Below are 26,586 nucleotides of genomic sequence, written 5' to 3' on the forward strand. Positions count from 1 at the left end.
TGCGTCACTCCTGCGTGGACTGGGGATCGGGGAGGCCGTGGACGGGACCGGGCAGCGGCACGTCCACGACGGCGGTGAGGTCCTGGAGGGCGGCGCCGTGGCCCGCGTCGTACACGGTGATCCGCACCCGGTGCCGCCCCGGCACGGCGGGCGTCAGCGCCAGCACGGCCGGTTCGCGGCCGGGCGCGTAGGCGGCGACCGGCGGTTCGAGCGCGGCGTCCGAGGCGACGGCGGCGACGAGCCGCAGGTCCGGCAGCTCGCGGGGGTCGGCGCCGGGCGCGTCGGGCTCAAGCCGCAGTTCGAGCCGCACGGTGGTGCCGGGCGCGGGCTCGTCGAGCAGCGTGAGCCGGGGGTGCCAGGCGCTGCGGGACACCGTCACGGCCGTTCGCCGGGCCCGTCGTGCGGGGAGCGGCTGGTCGGGCACGGCGGTGAGGGCGGGAGGCTCCGCAGAACCGTGCAGCCTCGCCCGGGTCTCGATGGCCAGCGGGTGTTCGGGGCCCATGACGGCCTCCCGCCCGGCCCGGACGGCGTCGAGCAGCTCCTGCGCGGCCTCCGGCCGGCCCGCCCCGGCGAGGGCTCGGGCGAGGCCGACGGCGAGGGTGGGGTAGTGGCCGACCACGCGGGGCCGCTCGGCCCCGACGGACAGGGCCCGCTCGTCGAGCCGCCGGTGCCCGTCGGCCAGCAGGGTGACGGCGCTCCGGCTGTTGGGCGGCAGGAGGTCCGCGACGACGCCCGCGTAGACGCGGACGGCCCCGGCGTGGTCCCCGGCGCGGAGACGGGCGTACGCGAGGCTCTGGCGGATGCTCAGGGTGCCCGGGTGGCGGGGGCCGTGCGCCTCGGTGGTTTCCTCGGCGAGTTCCTCCAGGAGGACGACGGCGCGCAGCGGGCGGGGGCCGTCGGCGAGGACGAGGCCCTGGATCTCGCGGGCCAGGAGGGCGCGGGGGTCGGTCGGGTCCAGGGTCTCGCGCGTGCGGGCGACGAGCTCCGCCGCCAGGAGCGTGGCGGCCTCCTGGTCGCCGTTCGCCCGGTGCGCGAGCGCGAGGTTGCCCTCCGTCCCGAGGACCATCGGATGGGCGGCGCCGAGGTGCCGGGCCGCGTCGGCGGCCAGGGCGGTGTAGTCGGCCACGGCGGCTTCAGCGCTACCGGCGCTACCGGCGCTACCGGCGAAACCGGCGTCACCGGCCAGGAGCCGGGCGTCGGCGAGGTCGCGGCGCGTCATCAGCACCTGGAGGCTGCCCTCGCCGAGGGCCAGGGTCGCGGCGCCGAGGACGTCCTCGTAGCAGGCGACGGATTCGGCGTAGCGCCCGGCGTCGCAGTGGTTGAGCGCGATGCTGTCCCAGGCGTCGAGCGTCAGGGGGTGCCCGGCGCCGAGGGCGCGGACGCGGCCGGACCTGACGTGCTCGAAGACGGCGGCGGCGCGGTCGTGCTGCCAGGCGCGGCGGAGTCCGTGGCCGAGCGACTCGGTGGCGGCGAGGGCGTCCGGGTGGTCGGGCCCAAGGACGCGGGCGTGCGCGGCGACGACGGCCTCGCGTTCGGCGATCGCCGCGCGCTTGCGGCCGGCCAGGTTGAGGGCCTGGGCGAGGCCGCGGCGCTCGTCGAGGGTGTCGGGGTGGTCGGGGCCCTGGATCCGGGTCCGGTCGGCGACCAGCGCCTCGTACAGCTCGACGGCCCGGTCGGCCTCGCCGAGTTCGCGCCGGGTCCGGGCGATCGCGCGGCGCAGGTCGAGGGTGGCGGGGTGCTCGGGGCCCTGGATCCGCAGCCGGTCGGCGAGCAGCGCTTCCCGGTCGTCCAGGGCCTGACGGATCATCCCCGCCTCGTGGCGGGCGAAGGCGAGGTTGGCGCGCTCGGTCAGCGTGGCCGGGTGGTCCGGGCCTAGGACGCGGATGCGGTCCTGGAGCAGCTCCTCGATGAGCCTGGCGGCGAGGCGCCTGTCACCCGCTGCCTGGTGCGTCGAGGCGAGCAGGTACCGGGTGCCGAGCGTGCTCGCGTGGTCCGGCCCGTCGAGGCGCAGCCGGTCGGCGAGCAGGGCCTCGCACAGCTCCGTCGCCCGCCCGAAGTCGTTCGTCACCCGGTATTCGACCGCGAGCCACCACCGGTCGCCGAGCGCCCCCGGGTGGTCGGCACCGAGGACGCGGGCCCGGTCGGACGCCAGCGACTCGAAGAGGGCGATCGCGCGCCGGTGGTCGCCGGCCTCCTGGACGAACCAGGCCAGGGTGAACCGGGCGCCGAAGGTGTCCGGGTGGTCCGGGCCCACGAGCCGGGTCCGGGCCGCGACGAGCTCCTCCGCGATGTCCCGGGCACGGCGGTGGCTCCGTGCGGCGGAGCAGGCCCAGGCCAGGCCGGAGCGGGCCTGGAGCGTTTCGTGGTGGTCGGGGCCGTGGTTGCGGGCGTTGTCGGTGACGAGGGCGTCGAAGAGTTCGAGGGCGCGGGCGTGGTCGTCGGCGAGGCGGTGCGCCGTGGCCTGCCACCAGCGATTGGTGAGCGTTTCGTGGTGGTCGGGGCCGTGGATCCGGGTGCTGTCGGCGACCAGGGCCTCGAAGAGTTCGAGTGAGCGGGCGTGGTCGACGGCCACCTGGTGTGCGTGGGCCTGCCACCAGCGGATGCCGAGCGTGGTGGGGTGGTCGGCGCCGAGGACGCGGGTGCCGATGGTGACCAGCGTCGGGTAGAGGGCGAGCGCGCGGTGGTGCTCGCTCGTGACCGTCAGGCAGCGGGCGAGGGCCAGGAGGTCGCCCAGGGTGGCGGGGTGGTGCGGGCCCTCGACGCGCGCCCGGTCGGCGGCCAGCTCCTCGTACAGCCTGACGGCCGTGCGGGGGTCGTCGGTGTCCCGGTGTGTCGCGGCGAGCCAGTGCCGGGCGTCCAGGGTGTCGGGGTGGTCGGGGCCCAGCACGCGGGTGCGGTCGGCCACCAGCCCGGTGTAGACCGCCAGAGCGCTGCGGTGGTCACCCACGCGCTGGTGTGCGGTGGCCAGCCAGTAGAGGCTGTCGAGGGTGTCGGGGTGGTCCGGCCCCTGGATGCGGGCCGCGTCGGCCGCGAGCGCCGTGAGCAGCGTGAGCGCGTGACGGTGGTCCCCCGCCTCCCCGTGGGCCAGCGCCTGCCAGCGGCGGGCACCGAGGGTGTCGGGGTGGTCCGCCCCCTGGACCCGGGTGCGGTCCTCGACCAGCGCGTCGCACAGGTCGGCCCTGCGCCGGTGGTCGCCGGCGGCGCCGCAGGCCTGCGCGAGGCCCAGGCGGGCGTTGAGCGTCTCCCCGTGGTCCGGGCCGTGGACGCGGGCGTGCTCCTCGACCAGCCGTTCCCACTCCGCGAGCGCCGCCCGCGGACGACCGGCGGCCTGCAACGCCCAGGCGAGGCGGTGGCGTTCGGCGAGGGTGTGCGGGTGGTCCGGGCCGTGGAGCCGGATGCGGTCGGCCACCAGCCGCTCCCGCTCCGGCAGTTCCTGCGCGGCCGGCCCGGCGAGGCGCAGTGCGAACGCGAGGTCGCCGCGCTCCTCCAGGACGTCCGGGTGGTCCGGCCCCTGGACGCGCTCGCGGTCCTGCACCAGCGCGCGGTGGAGCTCGACCGCCCGCCGGTAGCGGCCCGCCTCGCGGTGCGCGCGGGCGAGTCCGGTGCGGGCGGCGAGCGTCTCGGGGTGGTCGGGGCCGAGGGAGCGGCCGTAGTCGGCGACGGCCTCCGTGTACTCCGCGAGGGCCGCGGCCGGGCTGCCCGCGTCGCTGCGCGCGAGGGCGAGGCGGCAGCGGGCGGCGAGCGTCTGCGGGTGGTCCGGGCCCTGGACGCGCGTGCGGTCGCGCACGACCGCCTCGTAGCCGGCCACCGCCGCCGGGTGGTCGCCGGCGACGGCGTGCGCGGCGGACAGCCAGCCGCGGCTCGTCAGCGTGTCGGGGTGGTCCGGGCCCAGCACGCGGGTGCGGTCGGCCACCGCCTCCTCGTACAGGGCGACGGCCAACCGGTGCTCGCCCGCCGTCAATTGGGCGAAGGCCAGGCCGATCCGGCGGGTCAGCGTGTCCGGGTGGTCGGGGCCGAGGACGCGGGCGGCGTCGGCCAGCACGCGCTCGAACTCGGCCACCGCCTCCGCGTGCCGCCCGGCCACCTGCAGCGCGTACGCGAGGCCCGCCCGGCTGGACAGGGTGTCCGGGTGGTCGGCGCCGAGCACCCTGGTCCGGTCCGCCACGACCGAGCCGAACTCCTCGACGGCCAGGGCGTGCTGGCCCGACCGCCGGTACGCGTGGCCGAGCGTGTTGCGGTCGCCGAGCACCGCCGGGTCGTCCGGGCCGAGCAGGTGCAGGCGGTCCGCGATGACGGACCGTGTCAGCGCGATGGCCCGGGCCGGATCGCCGGTGCGCGCGTGCAGCTCGGCGAGCCGGCCGCGGGTGGCGACCGTGTCCGGGTGGTAGGTGCCCAGCAGCCGGGCCTGGCCGTCCGCCAGTGCCGTCACCAGCGGCAGCGCGAACACCCGCTGCGCCTTGTCGGTGAACTCCTCCGCCGCCAGCCGGTAGAGCGCGACCGTCCGCGCCGTCGGCCGCTCGGACGGGCCGGTGGCGGCCAGCTCGCGGATGTGCGGCAGCAGCGCCCGGCGGATCCGCGGGTCGGACGCCGGCCACAGCCGCGCCGCCGCCTCGGCGAGCTGCTGCTCGGCGCGCTCACGCATCCGCCGCCCGCCGTCCGCGGTGCGCAGCACGCTCTGCAGCAGCCGGTGCACGGCGACCGTGGACGTGCCGAGGGTGATCAGGTTGTAGTCGGCGAGCAGCCGGAGCCCGGCCGCGACCTCGTCCGGCCGGCGCGCGCCGAACGGCACCAGCGCCTCGCGCGGCAGCGCCTCGGGGGCGTACCAGGCGAGGGTGCGCAGCAGCTCGACGGCGAACGGCGCGGTGGTCTGGACGGTGTGCAGCGTCGTCTGCCACAGCCGCGCGACCGTCTCGACGGTGGACGGGCGGGTGCCCGTGCTGGGGCCGGTGGAGCGCAGCAGGCGGCGGCGGTAGGCCGCGAACGTGGTGCGGGTCTGCTGGACGAACGCCCCGGCCTGGGCGAGGGCGAGCGGCAGGTGGCCGAGCTCGTCGGCGAGCGAGCGGGCCTCGGCCTGCTCGTCGGCGTCCACGGCGCTGCCCGGGTAGGCGGTGTCGCACAGCAGCCGGGCGGCCTCGGGCCCGTCGAGCACGTCGATCCGCACCCGCCGGATGCCCGGGTGCCAGCCGCTCGCGCGCCGGCTGGTGACGAGCTGGTGGCCGCAGCCGAGGAGGCGGCCGAGGTAGGGGGTGAGGTGGAGCGGGTCCTCGGCGTTGTCGAACACGAGCAGCCAGCGGTCGTGCGCGCGCAGCCAGGCCAGCGCCCACTCGACCTGCTGGCCCGGGGAGGCGGTGAGCGCCCACGACGGGTACAGCTGGACGGCGAGGTCCGCGAAGGCCTCGGCGAGCTGCTCCTCGGACTCGGCGGTGATCCACCAGATCAGCCGGTAGTGGTCGGCGTGGGCGTAGGCGTAGTGCAGGGCGAGCGTGGTCTTCCCGACGCCGCCGAGGCCGTGGAGCGTGGTGGCCTGGGTGACGAGCCCGCTGCCGTCGCCGTCCGCGAGCGCCTCGCCGATGGCCTGGAGCGCGGCGTCCCGCCCGACGAAGCCGCCGCCGGAGCGCGGGGGGAGGTTGTGCCAGGGCGGGGGGGCCTCGACGCTGCGCGCGGCCCGCGGGGCGGCGGGCGGCAGGACGACGCTGCGCTGCTCGGTGTGCGGGTTGACGGCGGTGGTGGAGGGCGCGGACGGGCGGCGGCGCTGCTCGAACGCGTCGTGGTCGGGCAGGCCGCCCTCGGGCCGGGCGTGCGTCGTCATCGACATGATCACCGTGCTGCCCACCCCCCCGTTGACGTTTGCTCGCCAACGGTAACGGGAGATCAGCGGGCTGTCAGCGGATTTGGGCAGGTGGGTGATGCGCCGTCAGGCCCTACCGTCAGGCCCCACCGTCACTCCGCACCGTCAGTCCGCCAGCCCCAGTGGGTCCTCGGCGCCGTCGAGCAGTTCCGGGCCGTTGGAGCGCACGCTGTTGACGGCCGTCGACACGGCCCGTACGCGCAGGGCGCCGTCGGCGGGGCGGCGCAGGAGGTGGTGCAGCTCGGTGGCGTCGGTGACGTCCGGGGCGAGCCAGGTGGCCACGTCGTCCGGGGCGATGGTGAGCGGCATGCGGTCGTGGACGCGGCCGGCGGTGTCCGTCGCGTCGGTGGTGATGATGGTCGCGGTGGCGAGCCAGGCGGCGGGGTCGTCCTCGGCGAGGGTGCGGTCGCGCCAGAACTCGTACAGCCCGGCCATCAGCATCACCGAGCCGGTGCTGAGGAAGTACGGCTGCTTGAACTTCTTGCGGTCGGCCTCCGCCGGGACCTCGCGCCACTCGAAGTAGCCGTCCGCCGGGATCACGCACCGCCGGGCGGTGAAGGCCTTGCGGAAGGCGGGCTTCTCGTGGACGGTCTCCGAGCGCGCGTTGATCATGCGGGCGCCGCCGGAGACGTCCTTGGACCAGGACGGGACGAGGCCCCACCGCAGCGGCCGGAACTGCCGCAGCAGCTCGCCGGTCTCGCGGTCGACCCGTTCGAGCACCGCCGGGACGGGGTCGGTCGGGGCGACGTTCCAGCTCGGGGCGAGGGCCTCGGCGGGGTCCCAGCGGAGCTCGCCGAGCAGGCCGACGAGGTCCTGGGGCGTGGTGGTGGAGACGAAACGGCCGCACATGCTCCCCACCCTGCCACTCCCGACCGACAAACGCCCTCACCTCCCACCCGCTTCAGGCGGCGACCGTGGCCATGGCCTCCGCGGAGGCGTCGAACGGCGCGGTGCGCCCGGCAGCGGCGAACGCCGACCGGGGACCTGCCCCGGGTGGTCCGTGCGGTCGAATCTGCCGGTGGGTCGTGCCGGGACGTTCCGGGCGACGGCAGGGCCGAGGTTATGAATGAGCCGCCCGCCCCCTCATGAACACCGACTTCAGGAGCCACACGAATGCGCCCTGTGAGAACGGCCTGCCTCGGCACGGCCGCCGCGCTGGTCACCCTCCTCGCCTCCGCCCCCGTCGCGACGGCCGCGACGAACACCGAATCGCCCGTCCCCCAGGCCCGCGACCGGGTCATCACCCTCATCGGCCGCCTCGCCCAGCAGTCGTTCTTCCCCGTCAACCCCGGCGGCGCCCCCGCCCAGGGCGACCGGACCGTCTTCCGCTCGGTGCTCTCCGATCTGGACGGCAACCAGGTCGGCGAGACCGGCGGCACCTGTACCACCACCCGCACCGACAACGGCGGCGCGGAGGAGTGCACCGTGACCTACACCCTCCCCGGTGGCCAGATCACCGCCCAGGGGATGGTCTTCGGCAACCTCAACCCGGGCCCGCCGCCGTCGTTCGACAACGCGATCACCGGCGGCACCGGGGACTTCGACCGCGCCCGTGGCTCGATCCACGCGGACACGGTCGCTCCCGGTACGAGGCGCTTCATGATCGACCTCGACCGCTGAACCTCCTTCCCCCCGCCCCCGGGCGGGCGCGCCGCCGCGCCGGGCCCCCAGGGGGGGAGGAGAGCGTTTCGGCGGGATGGTCAGGGCGTGCCGGTCAGTTGCGGGGCGATGCGGTCGGCGAGGCGGTCCAGGTCGAGACCGGCCAGGTAGTCGGTGATCATCTCGCGCACGTTGCCCAAGGTGCTGCCGAGGTTGTCGGCGCGCAGCTGAGTAGGGGCGAGGCCCTCGCGGAAGGTGTCGTGGTCGAGTGCGGAGGCGATCAGTTGGTGGGCGAGGTCGAGCGGGGTCCGCTCGCGTAGGGCGAAGGTCAGGTGGAAGCTCGGCTCCTCGCCGGCGCAGACGGGGGCGTGGACCCATCCCCTTGGGATCACGAGGGTGTCGCCGGGCTCCAGGGTGTAGGTGGCGAACGGGTCGGTGGTGTCCCAGATCTGCTGCATCTCCCGCGTCCATTGGGTCGGGGAGCCGAGGTGGTCGTCCATCGGGTGCTGCACGGTCGGGGCCCACAGCGGCCAGCGCTTTCGGCCGGACATCTGGGCGGCCAGGACGGTGGTCTGGTCCCAGTGGTGGGTCAGGCCGGTCTCCCCGGCGGGCGTGATGATCGCGGAGACGTACAGGGTGTAACCGGTCTCGGCCTGGACCCGGGCACAGAACTCCGCCAGGAACGGTGCGTTCCTCTGAATCTCGCGGAGGTTCACCGTGTGCCCCTCCTCGATGAGGCCGCGCAGCTTTCCGCGACGCATCTGGCCGTTCTCGGAGAAGCGTCCGGGGTGAACGGCCCGGCCGTTCTTGACTGCCGCAGTACGCGAGGGGGCGGTGAGACCGTGGTCGATGTACGAGTTCATCAGGTCCAAGGTGATGGCCTGGTCGAGTGCCGTGTGTTGGCGACGGTAGAGGCGTGGTTCAGTGGGGCAGGCGGCGAGCAGGTCACCGGCGTGGGTGCCGAGAAGCTCGTGCAGAGACAACGTCGTCTCCTCAGGACAATGGGCACTTGATGTCGGGGTGGAACGGCAGGGACGGGCAGCAGATCACGGCGGAGCTCGTGAACCGCAGGTCTTCGAGGTAGTGCGACCACACGACGTCCGAGCCGTGGAGCAGGGTGCGGTGAGCGCACTCCTGGTACCACTCCAGCGACGCGTAGGCCTGTTTTCCATCGGAGCGCCGCAGGGGCGGGAAGTGCTTGTAGACGCTGGTGAGCCAGTCGACGGCCGGGGGCGCGGTGGTCCAGGTGCGCTGGTCGAGGCCTTCGGGACGGCGCAGGAGGTAGTGGCCGGTCATCATGGGCGGAATGGTGCGTTGGGCGAAGGGCAGAAAGGTCTCCTGTGGGTGTGCGTTCATTCCGCTGGGGACGCGCAGGAGATTCATGTCCAGTGATGCGGGTCGGCGCAGGTATTCCAGCTCCATGAGCCTGCGGGATCCGACCCATGGGCCATAGCCGTGCCAGTGTCCATCGCGTTCGGCGAATGCCTCGGGAGTCATGGGTATCCTCCAAGGACTGGGTGGCCGCTCCCAATTAGGGTGGGACGGCCACCCGGCTGTGCGTTGCGAGTTGATCGCCCAGGCGATCGGATCGATCAGATGGTGAGGCCTCGGCTCTGCGCCCACTGGACGACGAAGGTGTCGAGCTCGGTGCCGGTGTAGCGCAGCTGGAGGCCGGCGCCCTCGGGCTTGGTGTCGCCGAGCGCGAACGCATCGGCGACGCCCGTGAGCGGCGCGACGCTGACGCACGACTCGGCCTCGCTGTCGAGGTTGCCGCCGCACTGGGCGGCCAACTCGCCGCCCAGCGCCAGCTCGTAGAGGTTCTTGGTCATGGTTCCTCTTCTCTAAGGGTGATGTCGAGCAGCCACGCAGAGAGCGCGCGGCCACCCGCTGCCGGGCCGGTGAGGCTGCCCGGAAGTCTTGGGCGGGAGGCCGGTGGTGTGTGATCAGCGGACCGGGACGGGGGTGCCGCGGAGGAGGAGGGGGCGGCCGGCGCCGTGTTCCCAGGCGTCCCAGGCGTCGTGGACGCGGAGGGCCTGGTCGGGGGGCATCACGGTGTCCAGGAGGTGGCGGGGGATCCAGTGCAGGGCACGGATGTTCGGCGGTGGGCGGTGCAGGTTGACGGCTTTGGCTTGCCTGGGGGTTACGACGCCGCCCGCGTAGACGAAGTTGATTCCCTCGGGGTATTGGTGCCGGGCCATGTAGTCGACGGTGAGGATCGTCCGGAGGGGGAGGGCGAGCCCGGTCTCGGTCTCCAGGTGGCGGCGGGCGGCGAGGTGGGGCGGCTCGTCGGCCTCGGCGCTGCCGCCGGGGAGCGTGTAGCCGTCCCGGTAGACGGGGTCGACGAGGAGGACGTGGAGTTCGTCCTGCCCGTCGGGGCTGTGGTGGAGGACGAAGGCCTGCTGGCCCAGTCGGCGGGCGGGCGGCTTCCGCATGATGTCGTCGTTCAACGTTGCTCCTTGGGAGAGGAGTTGAGGGGTTGGCGCTCCCCGCCGGAGGAGGCTGCCGGCGGGGAGCGGTTCGGCTCGACAAGGGCTGTACGCCAACGCGCCCTTGGAGCCGGCTTCGCGCTGCGTGTTCTGCGGCAGCAAATCCGGCGGCGGCCAGGGAAGTTAGGTGGAGCGTGGCGAGCAGTAGGAGGCTGCTCGGGCTCACGGCGGCTCTTCCTGGAGCAGTCGACGGTGGGAGCGGGCACCGGAACCGGGCGCGATCTGGCGGGGGTTGAGGACGCTGACCTGGTCGGCCCGGGTGGTCCATTCGACGCCGCCGCCGACCGGGCGGAGGTACATGATGCCGCCGCACTGCTCCATGAAGACCCCCTCGCGAGGCCGGCCGTCGTCGAGGTGCCCGCGGTCGATGACCACTTCGTGGGGGAGGGGGACTTCGGACATGGGGGTGCTCTTGTCCATTAGGGGAACTCCGATCCGTAGTGCGATGACTACCGGGAGTGCCCAATGTCCCCTATGCTCGGCAGGTGTTCAACTTGTCCACACTGCTTGATTGGTAGGACGACTAGCCTTGAACAAACGTGAACTTGAGCCCCAGGCCTCCCCTGCTGCGGAGTTCGGATCCTTCCTTCGCAGGTGGCGAGAGCAGCGAGGCTGGACACAGGAGCATCTTGCGCGGCTGATTGGCTGCACGTCGTCGCACGTCTCAGCGCTGGAAAATGGCCGGCGCAGAGCAACTGCCCCGATCTCGGCAGCGCTTGACAGAGTGTTTGACACATCTGAGGAGGCGGTGTTCCGGCACAAGGCCAGCGACGTCAAGCATGGTGCACTTCTGGCGGGGTTCTCCGAGTTCGTCACCCAAGAAGGCCGGGCTGTCGAGCTGCGTCTATTCGAGGTTGCCCTGATTCCGGGGCTGCTCCAGACAGCGGACTACGCAACGGCCATCGCAGCGGCCGCCGTTCGCCGGGGCAGCATTACCCAGGCGAAGGCGGATGAGCGAGTGCAAGTCCTCATAGACCGACAGGCAATCCTGCGCCGGGACTCGCCGCCCCTTGTCCACGTCGTCATGGATGAGAGCTGCATCCGCCGCCCTGTGGGCGGGGATGCCGTAATGGCAGCTCAGCTTGATCGGCTCGTAAGCTTCGCCAACGAGCCCACTGTGCGGCTGCAGATCGCCCCGTTCACGCTCGGCGAGGACCGGGCCTTCGATCTTCCGGTTTCCATCCTGACATTGCCGGATCGATCGCTCATGTCCTATGCGGAGAGTGCGCACCAGGGCCGCCTGGAGCGGGAAACCAACGCGGTGACGGCGGGGCTGACGGCCTACTATCAGCTACAGACCCATGCTTGTTCACAGGCGGACTCGGTGGCGATGATCCGCGAGCTACGGAGGCAACTATGACGCCCCTCGAATGGTTCAAGTCCAGCTACAGCAGCAATGGCGGACAGTGCATAGAGGTATCCAGCAGCGTGCCTGGCGCGGTCCCTGTCCGTGACTCCAAGGACCCCCAGGGCCCTGCGCTGGCCTTCCCTGTCGAGGCCTGGTCCGCCTTCGTCGCCGCCGTTCGCTCTGGCGAGTTCGGCGAGGTCTGACGCTCCGCGTTGCCGAGCCCCTACCTAATCGGGTAGGGGCTTCTTGCTGCTTGGCTGCTGCAGCCTGATGCTTGTTGGTGGTGATCCGCGAGCTACGGAGGCAACTGTGACGCCCCTCGAATGGTTCAAGTCCAGCTACAGCAGCAACGGCGGCGAGTGCATCGAGGTCGCGGCCAACTGCGTTCGCACTGTTCCCGTTCGTGACTCCAAGGACCCTGACGGTCCCGTGCTGGCCTTCCCTGCCGAGGCCTGGTCGGCCTTCCTCATCGCTCTCCGCTTGGGGGAGTTCGGCGAGGTCTGATGCGGCGGGTTAGTGCGATAAGCACCCTTCCGGCGATGGGCAGTTGACCGACCACCCCGCGTGTTACGTTCCGAATCAAACAGCAAACAGGTGACCCCGGCAGCGCGCCAACGCTCCGGGGTCCGGCACCAGGAGTCAGAGCTCCCATGCGCATCCATCGTACCGAACAGGTACGGCACTTCACCGTTCTTCCCAACGCCGTCCTCCAGTACCGCAAGCTCAGCTACACCGCCCGCGGCCTCCTCGCCGACCTCCTCTCCCGCCCCGACGGCTGGCGCGAGGACGGCCGCCACATGGCCGCCACCAGCCCCCAAGGCCGTGGCGCCGTCCGCAAAGCCCTCAAGGAGCTCACCGACGCCGGCTTCTACCGCGTCGAGACGATCCGCCTGCCCGACGGCACCCTCCGCAGCGAGTCCCACGTCTACGACACCCCCTGGCCTTCCCCTCCGGGTGCCACCCGTCCGGCGCCCGGTGGCCCGGCTGTCGGTCGCACAGGCAGCCCTCCCGTAAAGAACCGGCAGCAAGAACCCACCCTCCCCGCGAATCCGGCTGCCGACGAGCAGACCCGACAGGCAGTGGCCGCCCTGTTCCGGGCGATCCGCCCCGAGCCCCGCCTCCGCCTCGGCCAGGCCGAAGCGGAGATGCTGGCACCCCTCGTTGCCCAGTGGCTGGAGCGAGGCAGCACCCCGAGCGACCTCGCCCAAGCCCTCCTCGCCGGCCTGCCGAACCCGATCCACTCCGCCGCAGCCGTGCTCCGCTACCGCCTGGAGCACAAGATGCCGCCCTGCCGCGCCCCGGAACGCCCGCCAGCACCCCGGTACGCCGAGTGCGCGGAATGCCGCGACCCCGTCCCCCGCCCGGGCCTCTGCCGCACCTGTAGCGGCCTTCGAGCGGTCGCCGTCTGCCATAGCGTCGGCGCCACTCGTGCCCGTACGGCACCGAGAAGCGCCCCCAGCGCGCCGCCCAGCCCCCGTCGGCCGGCGGGCTCGCGTCCGTGATGCGGGCGACCGCCGACTCCGCTTCTGCACAGGAAGTCGGCCGGACCGACTTCCTGTGCTGTGGGGGTGCGGCCCGTTCGGAGCGCCGTCCGGCCGCTGTCGGCGGGCGGGCTCGCGTGCGTGCTGGAGGTGGCGGGTGGGAGGGCGAGGACTGGCCTTCGTTTCTGCGTGGGAAGTCGGCTCGGTCGACTTCCTGTGTAGTGGGGCGCCGCGTTCAGTGTGCCGTCCGGCCGCTGTTGGCGGGCGGGCGCGCGTGCGTGCTGGAGGCGGGGGTGGCGGGCGGCCGCTGAGTTCCCTTCCGCGTAGGAAGTCGGTCCGGTCGACTTCCTGCGCAGTGGGGGTGCCGCTGCGTTCAGTGTGCCGCCCAGCCCCCGTCGGCTGGCGGGCTCGCGTCCGTGATGGAGGTGGCGGGTGGGAGGGCGAGGACTGGCCTTCGTTTCTGGACTTCCTGTGCAGCGGGAGCGCCGCCGCGCTCAGTGCGCCGTCCAGCCGCCGTCCACCGGCAGGCTCGCGCCCGTGATGTAGGAAGCAGCCGGCGTGCAGAGCCAGAGGGCCAGCGCGGCTACTTCGGAGGGCTCGATGAGCCGCTTGATAGCCGTGCGGTCGAGCATGATCCGCTCGACCACCTCCTCCTCCGGGATGCCATGCGCCTCCGCCTGGGCAGCGATCTGCTTCTCCACCAACGGAGTCCGGACGTACCCCGGGTTGATGCAGTTGCTCGTGACCCCGTACGGTGCCGCCTCCAGCGCGACCGTCTTGCTGAGCCCCTCCAACCCGTGCTTCGCCGTCACGTACGCGGACTTGAACGCGCTGGCCCGCAGGCCGTGGACGGACGACACGTTCACGACGCGGCCCCACCCCCGCGCGTACATGTGGGGCAGGGTGCGTCGCAGGATGCGGAACGGGGCCTCCACCATCACGCGTTGGATGAGGGAGAAGCGCTCGGGTGGGAACTCGTGGACGGGGGCGACGTGTTGGAGGCCGGCGTTGTTGACCACGATGTCGGCGTCGGCCGGCAGGGCGTCGACGGCCGCCGGGTCGGCGAGGTCCGCGACGACGGCGAGTCCGCCGATCCGGGCCGCGAGCTCCCGGGCCGGTTCGGCCGCCAGGTCGACGACGTAGACCCGGGCGCCGGCCCCGGCGAGGGCCTCGGCGCAGGCCCGGCCGATGCCCGAGGCGGCGCCGGTGACCAGGGCCGTGCGGCCGTCGAGCGGGCGGGCTGTAGTGGTGTCCATGGGCCAGAACGGTAGGAATCCGGCGGCTCGCCTCCCATGTGCCGGGGCACTACAGCATGCTGATGGACGGTGGTGGTCACCACTATGACGGTCGATCGACGGTTCGACCCTGGAAGTCCAAACCCATCCTGTCCCGGCTTCCCCACAATGGGCGCGGTTGCTTCACCCGTTCGGAGGATTGCTCGGTCAGATCCACCCATAGCGCCCGAATGCTCGCTACATTCACGCCGATTCCCGACAGGGGGCGCCGCCACAGGCAGCCGAAGCGCTGGTAGAGCCCGGTGCGGCGTCCGAGAGGTGTTGACTGATATGCCCCAACGGCCTGCAACCGACAGCCCGGCGTACGGACCGCTCGACCCGCTCGACCAGCACCGCGGTCCGGTCGGCCGGGCCCTTCCGGACGCCCCTGACGCCCTGACCGCCCACGCCCCGGCCGCCGACGAGCTGCGGCTGCCCGAGCAGGCCATGCCCGACCGGCACCAGCCCGCGACACCCACGGCCGTCGCGGGCACCGCGACGGCGACCGCCACGGCCACCGCGACCGCCACGGCCACCGCGACCGCCGCGACCGCCGCGCCCCCGGCACCCGCCGCCGGCCACCCTGGCGGCCACGCGGGCCACTCCGGTCCGGCCCCGCAGAACGGCCACCTGGCGGCGCTGATCGAGGAGGCCGGCTTCTCGCACGCCGGCCTGGCCCGCCGGGTCGACCAGCTCGGCCTGGAGCACGGCCTCGACCTGCGCTACGACAAGACCTCGGTCACCCGCTGGCTGCGCGGCCAGCAGCCGCGCGGCGCCACGCCCGCGCTGATCGCCGAGGTCTTCACCCGCCGCCTCGGCCGCCGCCTGACCGCCCAGGACCTCGGCCTGGACGCCTGCGCCCCGGTCTACGCGGGCCTGGAGTTCGCCGAGACACCGCAGGAGGCGGTGGACATCGTGGCGAGCATGTGGCGCAAGGACAACGGCCCGCAGTCCGAGCTGCGCCGGATCGCCTTCACCCCGGCCGGCCTGGTCGTCCCCAGCCGGGACTGGCTGATCGGCCGCACCGATGAGCGCGTCGCCCGGGACGGCTCCACGCTGGCCCGCCCGGACGCCGCCACCGGCCCACCGCCCGCGGGCCCGCCGACGGCCAACGCGCCCGGTGCGGCGGCCCTGGGCCCGGCACGCGGACCGGTCCCCGGCGGCCCAGGCCCGCGCCCGGCTGCCACGGCCGCCGCGCTCAGCCGCGTCCCCACCCAGAGCCGCCGCCCGCCCGCGGCCGTCGAGCCCCCGTACGCCGACCCGGCCCGCGAGCAGCGCCCCGCCCTGCGCGTCGGCCGCGGCGACATCGCCGCCATCCGGGCCGTCGGCGACCTCTTCCGCGCGCTCGACCACGCCTACGGCGGCGGCCACGCCCGCCAGGCGCTGGTGCGCTACCTGGAGAGCGAGGCCGAGCCGATGCTGCGCGGCCGCTACGGCGAGCAGATCGGCCGCGCCCTGTTCGGCGCGGTCGCCGACCTCACCAGGCTGGCCGGCTGGACGTCCTTCGACATCGCCGCCCACGGCCTCGCCCAGCGCTACTTCGTCCAGGCGCTGCGCCTGTCCCAGGCCGCGGGCGACCGCGCCCTCGGCGGCTACGTGCTGGTGACGATGAGCCAGCAGGCCGTCCACCTCGGCCACGGCCGGGAGGCGGTCCAGCTGGCCCGGGTCGCCCAGCAGGGCGTGGGCACCGCGGTGCCGCCCGTCGTCCAGTCGCTGCTGCACGCCGCCGAGGCGCGCGGGCACGGCCTGCTGGGCGACGTCCGGGCGTGCACCACGGCGCTCGTACGGTCCGAGCGCTCGCTGGCCGCGGCCCGGCCGGGCGATGAACTGCCCTCCTGGGCGCGGTACTTCGACGAGGCCCAGCTCTCCGATGAGTTCGCCCACTGCTACCGCGACCTCCAGCAGTGGCGCACCTCCGCCCAGCACGCCGAGAAGTCGCTGCGGCTGCGCTCGCCCGCGTACGCCCGCAGCCGGATCTTCTGCCGGCTGGTGCTCGCCACGGCGCGGCTCGGCATGGGCGACCTCGACGAGGCCTGCACGATGGCCACCGACGCGCTGCGGGCGGCGGGGGAGATGCGCTCGGCCCGCTCGCTGGAGTACGTCCGGGACTTCCACCGCCGCCTCACGCCCTACCGGGGCAGCCCGGTGGCGCGGGCGTTCGAGGAGACGGCCCGCCAGGCGGGGGTGATCTGACCCCAGCAGGCCGGACAACGGAGGCCGACGGATGCTAGGGCCGGGCGCACGACGACGCCCGGTCCGCACCGGCCCGGCCCGACCCGAAAGACGCCTGACCCGGCCCGACCCCAAAGACGAAAGGCGCCCCAGCCTCACCAGCTCTCGGCGCGCACCCGCGGTCGCCCCGCCTCCGGCGTCGGCGGCCGGACGTCGCCGCGCAGTCGCTGCGCGGCGAGCGGGAAGACGAGCACCGAGAGCATCCCCGCGCCGACCAGCGCGGCGGCCGTCGAGGACGGCATGTGCCCGGCCTCGACCTCGATCGTCGTGATCACCACGACCAGCGGCAGCGCCGTCGCGGCGTACAGCCCGAGCGCGCCGCGGTCGCGCCGCCCGAGCCCGGCCGGGGCGAGCAGCGCGGCAGGCGCCCCGCGCACCGCGAGCAGCAGCACCAGGAACACCGGGACGAGCAGCAGCGTGCCGGGGTCGTCCAGCAGCGCGTCCAGGTCGAAGTTCATCCCGCTGACCACGAAGAACACCGGTACCAGGAAGCCGAAGCCGATGCTCTCCAGCTTCGCCTCGATCACCTCCTCCTCGTGCGCCCGGACGCCGGAGAGCAGCATTCGGGAGACGATCCCGGCGGTGAACGCGCCGAGCAGCATGTCGAGGTCGAGCCAGATCGCCGCGGCGACCATCACCGCGAGCACCAGGATCACCGCGCGGATCGCGAACTGCCCGGACGTGCGCAGGGTGCGCTCGATCAGCCGGGTGACCCAGTCCGGCCGGGGCCGCTGCGCGCCGAGGACCGCGAAGGCGGTGATGACGGCGAAGGCGCCGAGGATGACGGCGGTCCGGGCGGGGGAGTTGCCGCTGAGCAGGACCGCGATCGCGATGATCGGCCCGAACTCGCCGACGGCGCCGGTGGCCATCACCAACGAGCCGAAGGGGGTGGGGAGTTCGCCCGAGTCGCGGAGGATCGGCAGGATCGTGCCGAGTGCGGTGGTGGTGAGCACCAGCCCGGCGAAGGCGCCGTCCAGCGGGTTCGGGTTGACCAGCGCGCCCACCCCGAGGCCGAGGACGACCGTCGCCAGCCACGCGGTGCCCGCCCGTTTCAGCGGGCCGCCGCGCAGCTTGGCGAAGTCGATCTCGTACCCGGCCAGGAACATCAGCATCGCGAGGCCGAACTGGGAGAGCGCGGTGACGAGGTCGTCGACGCGCGCCCAGTCCAGGACGTCCGGTCCGATCAGGACGCCGAGCACGATCTCGAACACGACGGTCGGGACGGCGATCCACCGCAGCAGCCGGTCGGCGAGCAGCGGCGCGGCCACCGCGGCGGCGGGGATCAGGATCAGCGTGAGCGGGTGGACGGCGGCGCTCACCGCGCGACCGGCCGCAGGGCCCGGGCGGCGGCGGGCGCCGCAACGGGCAAAACCCCACGAATAGCAGTCATAGCGGGCATAGCGGCATCCTGGCACGATGCCGGTCCGCCGTCCCGGCAGGCCGTCCGCGTGTTCCGGGCAGCCGTGACCGCCGTCCCGGCAGCCGTGACCGCCGTCAGGCCGCGGCCTCCGCCTCCCGCGCGGAGGCCGGCAGCCCGAGGTCGCGCAGCACGGCCCGCGCCGCCCGCCGTCCGGAGACCAGGGCGCCCTGCACGGAGCTGGTGTCCCGGTGGTCCCCGGCGACGTACAGCCCGGCGAGCACCCGGACCGGCCGCTGCGGGTTGTGCGGCGGCGGCATGGCGGGCAGCGCGTCGGGCAGGTGCCGGACGCTGAGGAACTGCCAGCCCCGGGTCGACGTCCCGTACAGCTCCGCGAGCCGGGCCCGGACGGCCGGTTCGAGCCCGGCCGGGCCGCCCGCGTCGAAGGCGCGCCGGCCGAGCACGGTGGTCGCGACGAGCGCCTGACCGGCCGGGGCGTACGAGGGGTCCAGTTCGCTGAGCACCAGCGAGTGCGAGACGAGCGGCGGCTGGCCGCCGGGCCGGTCGGCGTCCAGGAGGAGGACGGGTTCGTTCACCGGGGACCGGTCGGCGGCGTGGAAGAAGGTCGTGACGGGGTGGAAGTCCGGCAGCCGCAGTCCGGGCATGAGCTCGACGGCGGAGCGGGCGTCGGTGGCGATGACGACGGCCTGCGCGCCGATCCGGCCGTGCGCGGCGGTCTCGACGCCGTCGGCCGCGATCCCGGTGACCTCGATCCCGGTGCGCACGGTGCCGGCGGGCAGCGCGGCGGCCAGCTGGGCCGGCACGGTCGCGATGCCGCCGGCGGGCAGACAGAGCCGCCCGCGGGCGTAGGAGCGCAGGACCAGTTCGGCGATCCGGCTGCTGGTCCCGAGCGCCGGGTCGCTGAGCAGGGCGCTGAGCAGCGGCCGCAGGAAGCCGTCGACGGTGCGCGGGGCGAGCCCGTGGCCGGTGAACGCGCGGGCGGCGGTGGTCTCGGGGCGGGCGTGGATCCGCCCGGCCGGGGTGGCGGCGAGCCGGGCCAGGTAGCTGCCGAGGCGGGCCTTGTCCAACGGGCTGCCGAGCGGGGCCCGGACGGCGGCCTGCCGGGCGGCGGTGAGCTGAGGGTCCCCGGCGCGGTAGCGGCGGCCGGCGCTGTGCACGAGTACGCCGGGCGCGAGCGGGCGCAGTTCCAGGCGGTCGACGTCGAGCGCGCGGCGCAGTTCGGGGAACGCGGTGTTGAGCAGGTGGCTGCCGTCGTCGAGCCGGAATCCGTCCAGCTCGCGGGTGGCCATGCGGCCGCCGATCCGGTCGGCGCGTTCGAGGAGCTGAACGGTGAGGCCCTGGCCGGTGAGCGCGCGGGCGGCGGTCAGGCCCGCGAGGCCGGCGCCCACCACGACGACGTCCGGGTCGGACGGTCGGCGGGCGCGGCGGGTGAAGTCGTACGTGGGCACGGGCGTGCTCCCTCCCTGGTTCCCGGGGCTCCGGCCGACGCAGGCAGCGGGGTGCCGGGACACGGTCCGACGATGTGATGCCCAGTCAGTGTGAGCGTCAGACAAACGCATCGGGCCGGATCGGGTGCCGGGAAGGGCGTGGGTGGGGGCGCGGTCACGGACTGTGCGCCGTGGCGGCCGGGTTCGGGGGTCGGCGGGCGCGCACGGTCACCGGGGGCGTGCAACGCGCCCACCGCGTGCTCCCGTGCGCCCCCTGCCGGAGCCCCGTCCGACCCCCGCTCGGCATATGCCCGTGGCCAGCACGAATGCCGTACGCCCGGTACGTTTCCGGGCCCCGGTCACGCACGCCCGGCCCCGGGACGGGAGGGCCGTCAGAGGGCCGCCCGCACCGCCGCGTCGACGTCCGTGTGCGTGAACTCGAAGCCGGCGTCGAGCAGTCGCCGGGGCACCACCCGGTGGCTGCCGACGACCTCGATCGCGAGCTCCCCGAGCACCGCCTTCAGCACCGCCTCCGGCACCGGGAACAGCGTCGGCCGGCTGAGCACGCGCCCGAGGGCCGCGGTCAGCTCGGCGTTGGTCACCGGCTCCGGTGCGGTGAGGTTGAAGGCACCCGACAGGTCCTCCCGGTCGATCAGGAAGCGCAGCGCGGCGACCTCGTCGGCCAGCGAGATGTAGCTCCAGTACTGCCGCCCGTCGCCGAGCCGCCCGCCCAGGCCGAGCTTGAACAGCGGGAACAGCCGCCCGCCGGCCCCGCCGGCCGCGGACAGCACGAGCCCGGTGCGCGGGTGGACGACCCGGATCCCGGCGCGCTCGGCGGGCCGCGCGGCGGCCTCCCACTCCACGCACACCTCGGCGAGGAAGTCGTCGCCGAGGGGGGAGTCCTCGTCGATCACCCGGTCGCCGGTCTGCCCGTACACGCCGACCGCGGAGGCGCTGACGAAGACCTTCGGCGCTTCCTCGAGCTCGGCCAGCGCGACGGCGAGCGTCTCGGTGCCGAGCACCCGGCTCTCCCGGATCTCCCGCTTGTAGGCGTCCGTCCAGCGGTGGTCGCCGACCCCGGCGCCCGCCAGGTGCACGACGGCGTCGACGCCGGCCAGTCCGTCCCGGTCCACCTGGCCGAGCAGCGGGTTCCAGCCGATGGCCGTGGTGCCGTCGGGCTGCGGACCCGTCCTGGAGCGGTGCCGGACCAGCCGGACCACCTCGTGGCCGTCCGCCGTCAGGGAGCGGACGAGCGCCGAACCGATCAAACCCGTGGAGCCTGTGACAGCGATGCGCATGGGCCCCATCCTCCCAGTTCTTAACCCGTAGGCCCCTTTAACCGGGAGAACGGGGTGGACACCCCTCATTAGGCTGACGCGCATGCACGATGACGATCTGATCATCCGACCGGCCAGGCCGGAGGACGAGCGCGAACTCGCCGCCCTCAACCGCGCCGCGTGGTCCCCCCTGTCCGAGGTCGCCCCGCAGCCGCCCGAGGAGGACGGCGTCTTCGACGAGCGGCACGCCCCGGAGCAGTACCTGCTCGCCCTCCTCGACGGCCGGATCGTCGGCTACATCCGCCCGGTCCCGGCCACCCCGCTCGCCAGCAACCGGCACGTCCGGCAGATCCAGGGCCTGGCCGTCGACGCCTCCGTGCGCGGCCGGGGCGTCGGCCGGAAGCTGGTCGAGGCCGCGTGCGCCGCGGCGCACGCCGAGGGCGCGCGCAAGATGACGCTGCGCGTCCTCGGCTGGAACACCCCGGCCCGGCGCCTCTACGAGAGCTGCGGCTTCGTCGTCGAGGGCTCGCTCGCCGAGGAGTTCCTGATCGACGGCTCGTACGTGGACGACATCTGGATGGCCCGCCGCCTCACCGGCTGAGCGCCCCGGCCGGTCGTTCGCCCACCACTCCTGACGGTGTGTCAGTTGTGAACGAGTGGTGCAGAGTCGTGACCGACCCGCGCTGTCTCGACCGCCGTCGTGCCGGGTACGGTACGCCCGTGAGCAACTCGACGCCTCCCGGGTGGTACCCGGTACCCGGTGCGGACGGCGCGCCCGGTCAGGAGCGCTGGTGGGACGGCAACGCCTGGACCTCCGAGGTGCGCCCGCTCCAGGGCGGCGCCGCCCAGGTCGCCGACGCGCCGACCCAGGGCTGGCAGCCGCCGGGGCCCTCGGCCCCGGCCGCCGGGTACGGCTACGGCGCCCCAGCCCCGGCCCCGCAGGACGCGCCGCCGCCCGGCTACGGCTACCCCGGCGGCCAGGCCCCCGGCTACGGCTACCCGGGCCAGGGCTACGGCGCCCCCGAGTACGGCCAGGGCTACGGGAACCAGGAGTACGGCCCGGCCTACCCCGGCGCCCAGCCGCCCGGCTACGGCTACCCGCCGCCGGCCCGCGGCGGAGGCGTGAAGCCGGGCGTCGTCATCGGCATCGCCGCCGCGGTCCTCGTCGTCGGTGCGGTGATCGCCGGCCTGACGCTCGCCGGCGGCTCCCCGTCGGCCGACCCGACCCCGAACCCGACGGTCACCGTCACCCGGAGCCAGGACCCGGCCCCCAGCCCGACCTACACGCTCCCCACCACCGTGCCGACCCCGGCGCAGACGCAGCAGGCGCCCAAGCCCGCGCCCGTCCTCAAGGGCACCGTGCCGGACGCCCAGCACGCCATCACCGTCCCGCTGTTCGACGGCTGGGAGGCGCAGACCAACAACACCAAGTCGACGGTCTACCTCGGCTCCGGCCGCTACACCTGCCCGGACGGGAACAACACCTGCATCCGCGGCCAGTTCGCGATCCAGAAGGACACGGTCCAGGGCGCCACCGCCAAGGCCGCCGCCGAGGCCGCGATGCCCGACTACGCGGCCGCGATCTTCACCGGGATCACCTCGCACACCGACTCGGGCTCGGCCTACGTCACCGTCGCCGGGGTGCTCGGCTACGCCTCCCGCTGGCACGTGCGCACCTCGGACGGCACCCAGGGCTACGTCCTGCTGGCCACCGTCCCGGCCAAGGGCGGCGGGTTCGTCGTGTTCGAGGGCGGCGTGGACGACGACCCGGCCGCGCCGGACGCCTCCGTGCTGGACCAGATCCTCCGGGGCATCAAGCAGGACGGCAGCGCCGGCACGGGCAGCACCACCTGACCCCCCGGAGGACGGCGCTCTAATCCCCGTAGCGCTCCCAGAGCTTGGGAAAGCGTTTCGCCATCGCGTCCGGGTCCTCGAAGTCCAGCGGCGTCCCCGCCGGACGGCCCGCCTGCCGCCCGCCCACCTCGGGCAGCGGCAGGCCGGTGAGCTGCTCGTAGGCCTCGTCGGCGGCGTAGCCGAGGTCCTCGGCCTCGCCGTCCTCCTCCTCGTCGAACTCGGGCAGGAGGTCGGCCAGGTCGTCCGGCTCGTGCAGCCCGCCCTCGAAGACGTCCCGGCCCTGGCCGATCAGCCAGCAGCGGAAGAAGTCGAAGGTGTCCTCGGAGGCGCCGTCGAGCAGCAGGTGGGCGGCGCCCCACAGGTCGTACCGGTAGGCGCGCTGGAAGCGGGCCTCGAAGAGCCGGCCGAAGTCGATGACGTCGTCCGGGGTCAGCTGGACGAGGTGCTCCACCAGCCGGTCGGCCTGCTCGTCGGGGTCGCCGTCGGCGGCCTCCCGGGTCTCGTCGATGATCTGCCAGAAGTCGGTCTCGTCCATCACCGCTCCAGCATCCCCGTTCGCCCGCCTCCGCGCATGCCATGGCCCGGCGAAACGCTGGTGACGCCCGGCGGAACGTTCGTCGGCGGCCGGGCCGGGAACGGCGGAACCCCGCGCCGTCCGGGGACGGTGCGGGGTTCCGCGGGGACCACGGGGGGTCAGAGGCCGAGCTCGACCTCGAACTCGCCGGCCTCCAGGATCTCCTTGACCGCGACCAGGTAGCGGGCGGCGTCGGCGCCGTCCACCAGGCGGTGGTCGTAGGAGAGCGACAGGTAGGTCATGTCGCGGATGCCGATGGCGGTGCCGCCGTCGGCCTCGATGACGACCGGGCGCTTGACGGTGGCGCCGATGCCCAGGATGGCGACCTGGTTCGGCGGCACGATCACGGTGTCGAACAGCGCACCGCGCGAGCCGGTGTTGCTGATGGTGAAGGTCGCACCGGACAGCTCGTCCGGGGTGATCTTGCTGTCGCGGACCTTGGTGGCCAGCTCGGCGGTCTTCTTCGAGATGCCGGCGATGTTGAGGTCGCCCGCACCCTTGATGACCGGGGTCATCAGACCCTTCTCGGAGTCCACCGCGATACCGATGTTCTCGGTGTCGAAGTAGGTGATGGTGCCCTCGGCCTCGTTGATCCGGGCGTTGATGGCCGCGTGGGCCTTCAGCGCCTGGGCGGCGGCCTTGACGAAGAACGGCATCGGGGACAGCTTGACGCCCTCGCGGGCGAGGAAGGAGTCCTTGGCCTTGCCGCGCAGCGACATGATCTTGGTGACGTCCACCTCGACCACGCTGGTCAGCTGGGCCTGCTCGTGCAGGGCCTTCAGCATGTTGTCGCCGATGACCTTGCGCATGCGGGTCATCTTGACCGTCTGGCCGCGCAGGGCGGACGGAGCGGCGGCGGCCTTCGGCGCGGCGGCCGGGGCGGCAGCGGCGACCGGAGCCGGCGCGGCCTTGGCGGCCTCGGCGGCGGCGATGACGTCCTGCTTGCGGATGCGGCCGCCGACACCGGTACCGGTGACGGCGGACAGCGCGACACCGTGCTCGGCGGCGAGCTTGCGCACCAGCGGGGTGACGTAGGCGTCACCGGCGTCGGCCACCGGGGCGACCGGAGCCGGGGCGGCAACGGGGGCCGGGGCGGCGACCGGAGCCGGGGCAGCCGGAGCGGCAACGGGAGCCGGGGCGGCAACCGGAGCCGGGGCGGCGACCGGGGCCGGAGCAGCCGGAGCGGCGACCGGAGCCGGGGCAGCCGGAGCAGCGACCGGAGCCGGGGCGGCAACCGGAGCCGGGGCGGCAGCAGCCGCACCCGGGGCGCCGATCAGCGCGAGCTGAGCGCCGACCTCGGCGGTCTCGTCCTCGCCGACCAGGATCTTGACGACGACGCCGGCGACCGGCGACGGGATCTCGGTGTCGACCTTGTCCGTGGAGACCTCGAGCAGCGGCTCGTCGACCTCGACGGTCTCACCCTCGGCCTTCAGCCAGCGGGTGACGGTGCCCTCGGTGACCGACTCGCCCAGCGCGGGCAGCACGACCGGGGTGGCGTCGCTGGCCGGAGCAGCCGGGGCGGCAACGGGGGCCGGGGCGGCAACCGGAGCCGGAGCGGCAACCGGAGCCGGGGCGGCGACCGGGGCCGGGGCGGCGGCGGGCGCGGCCGCGGCGGCCGGAGCAGCGGCGGGGACCGGGGCGCCGGAGCCGTCGTCGATGATCGCCAGCTCGGCGCCCACCTCGACGGTCTCGTCCTCGCCGACCTTGATCGAGGCCAGGATGCCGGAGGCCGGCGCCGGGATCTCGGTGTCGACCTTGTCGGTCGAGACCTCGAGCAGCGGCTCGTCGACCTCGACACGCTCACCCTCGGCCTTCAGCCAGCGGGTGACGGTGCCCTCGGAAACGCTCTCGCCCAGCGCGGGCAGTGTTACTGAGACCGCCATGGTTTCAGCGACTCCTATCAAGTCTTGCGTACGGGAGTACGGGAAGTACGGAAGTACCGGAACGGGGGTGGGGGCGTGATCAGTCGTGCGCGTGCAGCGGCTTGCCGGCCAGCGCCAGGTGCGCCTCGCCCAGGGCCTCGGACTGGGTCGGGTGCGCGTGGATCAGCTGCGCGACCTCGGCCGGCAGGGCCTCCCAGTTGTAGATCAGCTGGGCTTCGCCGACCTGCTCGCCCATGCGGGCGCCGACCATGTGGACGCCGACCACGGCGCCGTCCTTGACCTGGACGAGCTTGATCTCGCCGGCGGTCTTCAGGATCTTGCTCTTGCCGTTGCCGGCCAGGTTGTACTTGAGGGTGACGACCTTGTCCTTGCCGTACAGCTCGACGGCCTTGGCCTCGGAGATGCCGACGGAGGCCACCTCGGGGTTGGAGTACGTCACGCGCGGGACGCCGTCGTAGTCGATCGGCATCGGCTTCAGGCCGGCCAGGCGCTCGGCGACCAGGATGCCCTCGGCGAAGCCCACGTGGGCGAGCTGCAGGGTCGGGGCGAGGTCACCGACGGCCGAGATGGTGGGCACGTTGGTGCGCATGTACTCGTCGACGAGGACGTAGCCGCGGTCCATCGCGACGCCGTTCTCCTCGTAGCCGAGGCCGGCCGAGACCGGGCCGCGGCCGATGGCGACGAGCAGCAGGTCGGCGTCGATCTGCTTGCCGTTCTCGGTGGAGACGCGGACACCGGCCTCGGTGTACTCGACGCCCGAGAAGCGGGCCTTCAGCTCGAACTTGATGCCGCGCTTGCGGAACGCGCGCTCCAGCAGCTTCGAGGAGTTCTCGTCCTCCAGCGGGACGAGGTGCGGCAGCGCCTCGACGATGGTGACCTCGACGCCGAAGGACTTCCAGACCGAGGCGAACTCGACGCCGATGACGCCGCCGCCGAGGATGACGGCCGACTTCGGGATGCGGTCGAGCTTGAGCGCGTGGTCGGAGGAGATGACGCGGTCGCCGTCGATCTCCAGGCCCGGGATCGAGCGCGGCACGGAGCCGGTGGCGAGGACGATGTGGCGGCCCTCGATGCGCTGGCCGTTGACGTCCACCGAGGTCTGCGAGGAGAGCTTGCCCGCGCCCTGGATGAAGGTCACCTTGCGGGAGGCGACCAGGCCCTGGAGGCCCTTGTACAGGCCGGCGATGACGTCGTCCTTGTACTTGTGGACGCCGTTGATGTCGATGCCCTGGAAGGTGGCCAGCACGCCGAACTCGGCGGCCTCCTTCGTCTCGTCGGCGATCTCGGCCGCGTGCAGCAGCGCCTTGGTCGGAATGCAGCCGCGGTGCAGGCAGGTGCCGCCCAGCTCACCCTTCTCGACCAGGGCGACGCTCAGGCCCAGCTGAGCGGCGCGGAGCGCCGCGGCGTAACCGCCGCTTCCGCCTCCGAGAATGACTACGTCGAAAACGGTGCTGGCGTCGTTCGCCACGTCACGTCCTCCATGCAATGGGGTGGGTCGCCGGGCCGGTCGCGGTCCGGTGGGTCGGAAGCCTTTGTGGGGCGCCCAGTCGTGCCGGAAATACATCTTCGCACTTGTTCACGGCGGCTGATGTCCGGGTCCGCCCCGCGGGTGTCCCACCGGGTGGTCACGGGGGTGGGAACACCCCCGACGGAAGGGCATCATTGCAGCTCAACGCCGGGTTGACAGCCACCGGGCGGGCGCTGTGACGCCCTTCGGGCGCCGCTGCTTCCGCACTGCGGAACAAAGTTTCGCCCGCAGCGAACAGGGGTGCGGGGCTGGGTGGCGGCCTACCTGCGGGTAACCCGTCCGGAACGCCGGAGGGGGGGCCGGGCCCCAGCCCGCGGCGCCCCCCCCCCCGGGGGGGGGGGGGGGGGGGGGGCCCCCCCCGCGGTCCACCCGGCGCGCGCCGCGGGGCGGGCGCCCG

22 protein-coding genes and 1 pseudogene are annotated in these 26,586 nt (G+C 73.8%); 9 read left to right on the top strand and 14 right to left on the bottom strand.

The window, feature by feature from the left end; translation table 11 throughout:
• Positions 1–4: 4 nt before the first annotated feature.
• Both fxsT and ACFV4G_RS07740 read right to left on the bottom strand, forming a co-directional pair.
• Complete coding sequence (gene fxsT, locus ACFV4G_RS07735; protein WP_380437604.1) at positions 5–5,815, bottom strand: FxSxx-COOH system tetratricopeptide repeat protein; 5,811 nt, start codon at positions 5,813–5,815, stop codon at positions 5–7.
• Between the two features lie 138 nt (positions 5,816–5,953).
• Complete coding sequence (locus ACFV4G_RS07740) at positions 5,954–6,697, bottom strand: SOS response-associated peptidase (protein ID WP_380437606.1); 744 nt, start codon at positions 6,695–6,697, stop codon at positions 5,954–5,956.
• 264 nt (positions 6,698–6,961) lie between these two features.
• On the opposite strand from ACFV4G_RS07740, the gene ACFV4G_RS07745 reads away from it, so the two are divergent.
• Positions 6,962–7,468, top strand: a complete 507-nt coding sequence (locus ACFV4G_RS07745; protein ID WP_380437608.1) for a hypothetical protein — start codon at positions 6,962–6,964, stop codon at positions 7,466–7,468.
• Between the two features lie 80 nt (positions 7,469–7,548).
• On the opposite strand, the gene ACFV4G_RS07750 is transcribed toward ACFV4G_RS07745, so the two are convergent.
• The 5 genes from ACFV4G_RS07750 to ACFV4G_RS07770 all read right to left on the bottom strand — a co-directional run bounded on the left by ACFV4G_RS07750 (position 7,549) and on the right by ACFV4G_RS07770 (position 10,335).
• Positions 7,549–8,430: a JmjC domain-containing protein gene (locus tag ACFV4G_RS07750; protein ID WP_380437610.1), complete on the bottom strand. Its 882-nt coding sequence runs from the start codon at positions 8,428–8,430 to the stop codon at positions 7,549–7,551.
• A gap of 10 nt (positions 8,431–8,440) precedes the next feature.
• Positions 8,441–8,746, bottom strand: a complete 306-nt coding sequence (locus tag ACFV4G_RS07755) for a hypothetical protein (protein ID WP_380437612.1) — start codon at positions 8,744–8,746, stop codon at positions 8,441–8,443.
• A 293-nt stretch (positions 8,747–9,039) separates the two neighbouring features.
• Entirely contained in the window at positions 9,040–9,276 is a 237-nt protein-coding gene (locus ACFV4G_RS07760) for a DUF397 domain-containing protein (protein ID WP_380437614.1), read from the bottom strand.
• A 114-nt stretch (positions 9,277–9,390) separates the two neighbouring features.
• Positions 9,391–9,894 (bottom strand): NUDIX domain-containing protein, encoded by a 504-nt coding sequence (locus ACFV4G_RS07765; protein ID WP_380437616.1) that lies wholly within the window; start codon positions 9,892–9,894, stop codon positions 9,391–9,393.
• 201 nt (positions 9,895–10,095) lie between these two features.
• Positions 10,096–10,335 carry a hypothetical protein gene (locus tag ACFV4G_RS07770; RefSeq protein WP_380437618.1) on the bottom strand — a complete coding sequence of 80 codons (240 nt, stop codon included), beginning with the start codon at positions 10,333–10,335 and terminating at the stop codon, positions 10,096–10,098.
• A gap of 127 nt (positions 10,336–10,462) precedes the next feature.
• On the opposite strand from ACFV4G_RS07770, the pseudogene ACFV4G_RS07775 reads away from it, so the two are divergent.
• The 5 genes and pseudogenes from ACFV4G_RS07775 to ACFV4G_RS07795 all read left to right on the top strand — a co-directional run.
• A pseudogene (locus ACFV4G_RS07775) lies at positions 10,463–10,666 on the top strand (helix-turn-helix domain-containing protein); the annotation flags it as partial.
• Between the two features lie 15 nt (positions 10,667–10,681).
• Complete coding sequence (locus tag ACFV4G_RS07780; protein WP_380437763.1) at positions 10,682–11,293, top strand: DUF5753 domain-containing protein; 612 nt, start codon at positions 10,682–10,684, stop codon at positions 11,291–11,293.
• Positions 11,290–11,484 (top strand): DUF397 domain-containing protein, encoded by a 195-nt coding sequence (locus ACFV4G_RS07785; RefSeq protein ID WP_380437620.1) that lies wholly within the window; start codon positions 11,290–11,292, stop codon positions 11,482–11,484. Before ACFV4G_RS07780 ends, ACFV4G_RS07785 begins: the two co-directional genes overlap by 4 nt.
• A 106-nt stretch (positions 11,485–11,590) precedes the next feature.
• A complete protein-coding gene (locus ACFV4G_RS07790; protein ID WP_380437622.1) occupies positions 11,591–11,785 on the top strand; it encodes a DUF397 domain-containing protein in 195 nt (64 codons plus the stop codon).
• Between the two features lie 146 nt (positions 11,786–11,931).
• On the top strand, positions 11,932–12,783 hold the full coding sequence (locus ACFV4G_RS07795) for a hypothetical protein (protein ID WP_380437624.1): 852 nt from the start codon (positions 11,932–11,934) through the stop codon (positions 12,781–12,783).
• A gap of 473 nt (positions 12,784–13,256) precedes the next feature.
• On the opposite strand, the gene ACFV4G_RS07800 is transcribed toward ACFV4G_RS07795, so the two are convergent.
• Positions 13,257–14,018 (bottom strand): 3-hydroxybutyrate dehydrogenase, encoded by a 762-nt coding sequence (locus ACFV4G_RS07800; protein ID WP_380437626.1) that lies wholly within the window; start codon positions 14,016–14,018, stop codon positions 13,257–13,259.
• 309 nt (positions 14,019–14,327) lie between these two features.
• Here ACFV4G_RS07800 and ACFV4G_RS07805 point away from each other — a divergent pair, with 309 nt between their 5' ends.
• Positions 14,328–16,229, top strand: coding sequence for a regulator (locus tag ACFV4G_RS07805; RefSeq protein WP_380437628.1), 1,902 nt, complete (start codon positions 14,328–14,330; stop codon positions 16,227–16,229).
• A 134-nt stretch (positions 16,230–16,363) separates the two neighbouring features.
• On the opposite strand, the gene ACFV4G_RS07810 is transcribed toward ACFV4G_RS07805, so the two are convergent.
• The 3 genes from ACFV4G_RS07810 to ACFV4G_RS07820 form a co-directional block, all read right to left on the bottom strand.
• A complete protein-coding gene (locus ACFV4G_RS07810) occupies positions 16,364–17,587 on the bottom strand; it encodes a cation:proton antiporter (protein WP_380437630.1) in 1,224 nt (407 codons plus the stop codon).
• Between the two features lie 175 nt (positions 17,588–17,762).
• Positions 17,763–19,094: an NAD(P)/FAD-dependent oxidoreductase gene (locus ACFV4G_RS07815; protein WP_380437632.1), complete on the bottom strand. Its 1,332-nt coding sequence runs from the start codon at positions 19,092–19,094 to the stop codon at positions 17,763–17,765.
• A gap of 371 nt (positions 19,095–19,465) precedes the next feature.
• On the bottom strand, positions 19,466–20,380 hold the full coding sequence (locus ACFV4G_RS07820; protein WP_380437634.1) for a TIGR01777 family oxidoreductase: 915 nt from the start codon (positions 20,378–20,380) through the stop codon (positions 19,466–19,468).
• 73 nt (positions 20,381–20,453) lie between these two features.
• Here ACFV4G_RS07820 and ACFV4G_RS07825 point away from each other — a divergent pair, with 73 nt between their 5' ends.
• Entirely contained in the window at positions 20,454–20,951 is a 498-nt protein-coding gene (locus ACFV4G_RS07825) for a GNAT family N-acetyltransferase (protein WP_380437636.1), read from the top strand.
• A gap of 119 nt (positions 20,952–21,070) precedes the next feature.
• The gene (locus ACFV4G_RS07830) at positions 21,071–22,204 is read left to right on the top strand and encodes a DUF2510 domain-containing protein (RefSeq protein WP_380437638.1); all 1,134 of its coding nucleotides are present in this window, start codon (positions 21,071–21,073) and stop codon (positions 22,202–22,204) included.
• Between the two features lie 19 nt (positions 22,205–22,223).
• Here ACFV4G_RS07830 and ACFV4G_RS07835 read toward each other — a convergent pair whose 3' ends face one another.
• From ACFV4G_RS07835 to lpdA, 3 genes are all read right to left on the bottom strand, one after another.
• A complete protein-coding gene (locus ACFV4G_RS07835; protein WP_380437640.1) occupies positions 22,224–22,739 on the bottom strand; it encodes a DUF4240 domain-containing protein in 516 nt (171 codons plus the stop codon).
• 158 nt (positions 22,740–22,897) lie between these two features.
• A complete protein-coding gene (gene sucB / locus ACFV4G_RS07840) occupies positions 22,898–24,661 on the bottom strand; it encodes a 2-oxoglutarate dehydrogenase, E2 component, dihydrolipoamide succinyltransferase (RefSeq protein WP_380437642.1) in 1,764 nt (587 codons plus the stop codon).
• Positions 24,662–24,740: 79 nt separating this feature from the next.
• Positions 24,741–26,129: a dihydrolipoyl dehydrogenase gene (lpdA, locus tag ACFV4G_RS07845; RefSeq protein WP_380437644.1), complete on the bottom strand. Its 1,389-nt coding sequence runs from the start codon at positions 26,127–26,129 to the stop codon at positions 24,741–24,743.
• Positions 26,130–26,586 lie beyond the last annotated feature (457 nt).

This window comes from Kitasatospora sp. NPDC059747 (assembly GCF_042732955.1).
Classification (GTDB): domain Bacteria; phylum Actinomycetota; class Actinomycetes; order Streptomycetales; family Streptomycetaceae; genus Kitasatospora.

What these genes read in the sequence shown, in the direction of transcription:
- fxsT (WP_380437604.1), bottom strand. Translation starts at nt 5,815, where the DNA reads ATGTCGATGACGACGCACGCCCGGCCCGAGGGCGGCCTGCCCGACCAC.
- ACFV4G_RS07740 (WP_380437606.1), bottom strand. Translation starts at nt 6,697, where the DNA reads ATGTGCGGCCGTTTCGTCTCCACCACCACGCCCCAGGACCTCGTCGGC.
- ACFV4G_RS07745 (WP_380437608.1), top strand. Translation starts at nt 6,962, where the DNA reads ATGCGCCCTGTGAGAACGGCCTGCCTCGGCACGGCCGCCGCGCTGGTC.
- ACFV4G_RS07755 (WP_380437612.1), bottom strand. Translation starts at nt 8,746, where the DNA reads ATGATGACCGGCCACTACCTCCTGCGCCGTCCCGAAGGCCTCGACCAG.
- ACFV4G_RS07760 (WP_380437614.1), bottom strand. Translation starts at nt 9,276, where the DNA reads ATGACCAAGAACCTCTACGAGCTGGCGCTGGGCGGCGAGTTGGCCGCC.
- ACFV4G_RS07770 (WP_380437618.1), bottom strand. Translation starts at nt 10,335, where the DNA reads ATGTCCGAAGTCCCCCTCCCCCACGAAGTGGTCATCGACCGCGGGCAC.
- ACFV4G_RS07785 (WP_380437620.1), top strand. Translation starts at nt 11,290, where the DNA reads ATGACGCCCCTCGAATGGTTCAAGTCCAGCTACAGCAGCAATGGCGGA.
- ACFV4G_RS07795 (WP_380437624.1), top strand. Translation starts at nt 11,932, where the DNA reads ATGCGCATCCATCGTACCGAACAGGTACGGCACTTCACCGTTCTTCCC.
- ACFV4G_RS07800 (WP_380437626.1), bottom strand. Translation starts at nt 14,018, where the DNA reads ATGGACACCACTACAGCCCGCCCGCTCGACGGCCGCACGGCCCTGGTC.
- ACFV4G_RS07805 (WP_380437628.1), top strand. Translation starts at nt 14,328, where the DNA reads ATGCCCCAACGGCCTGCAACCGACAGCCCGGCGTACGGACCGCTCGAC.
- ACFV4G_RS07820 (WP_380437634.1), bottom strand. Translation starts at nt 20,380, where the DNA reads ATGGGGCCCATGCGCATCGCTGTCACAGGCTCCACGGGTTTGATCGGT.
- ACFV4G_RS07825 (WP_380437636.1), top strand. Translation starts at nt 20,454, where the DNA reads ATGCACGATGACGATCTGATCATCCGACCGGCCAGGCCGGAGGACGAG.
- ACFV4G_RS07835 (WP_380437640.1), bottom strand. Translation starts at nt 22,739, where the DNA reads ATGGACGAGACCGACTTCTGGCAGATCATCGACGAGACCCGGGAGGCC.
- sucB (WP_380437642.1), bottom strand. Translation starts at nt 24,661, where the DNA reads ATGGCGGTCTCAGTAACACTGCCCGCGCTGGGCGAGAGCGTTTCCGAG.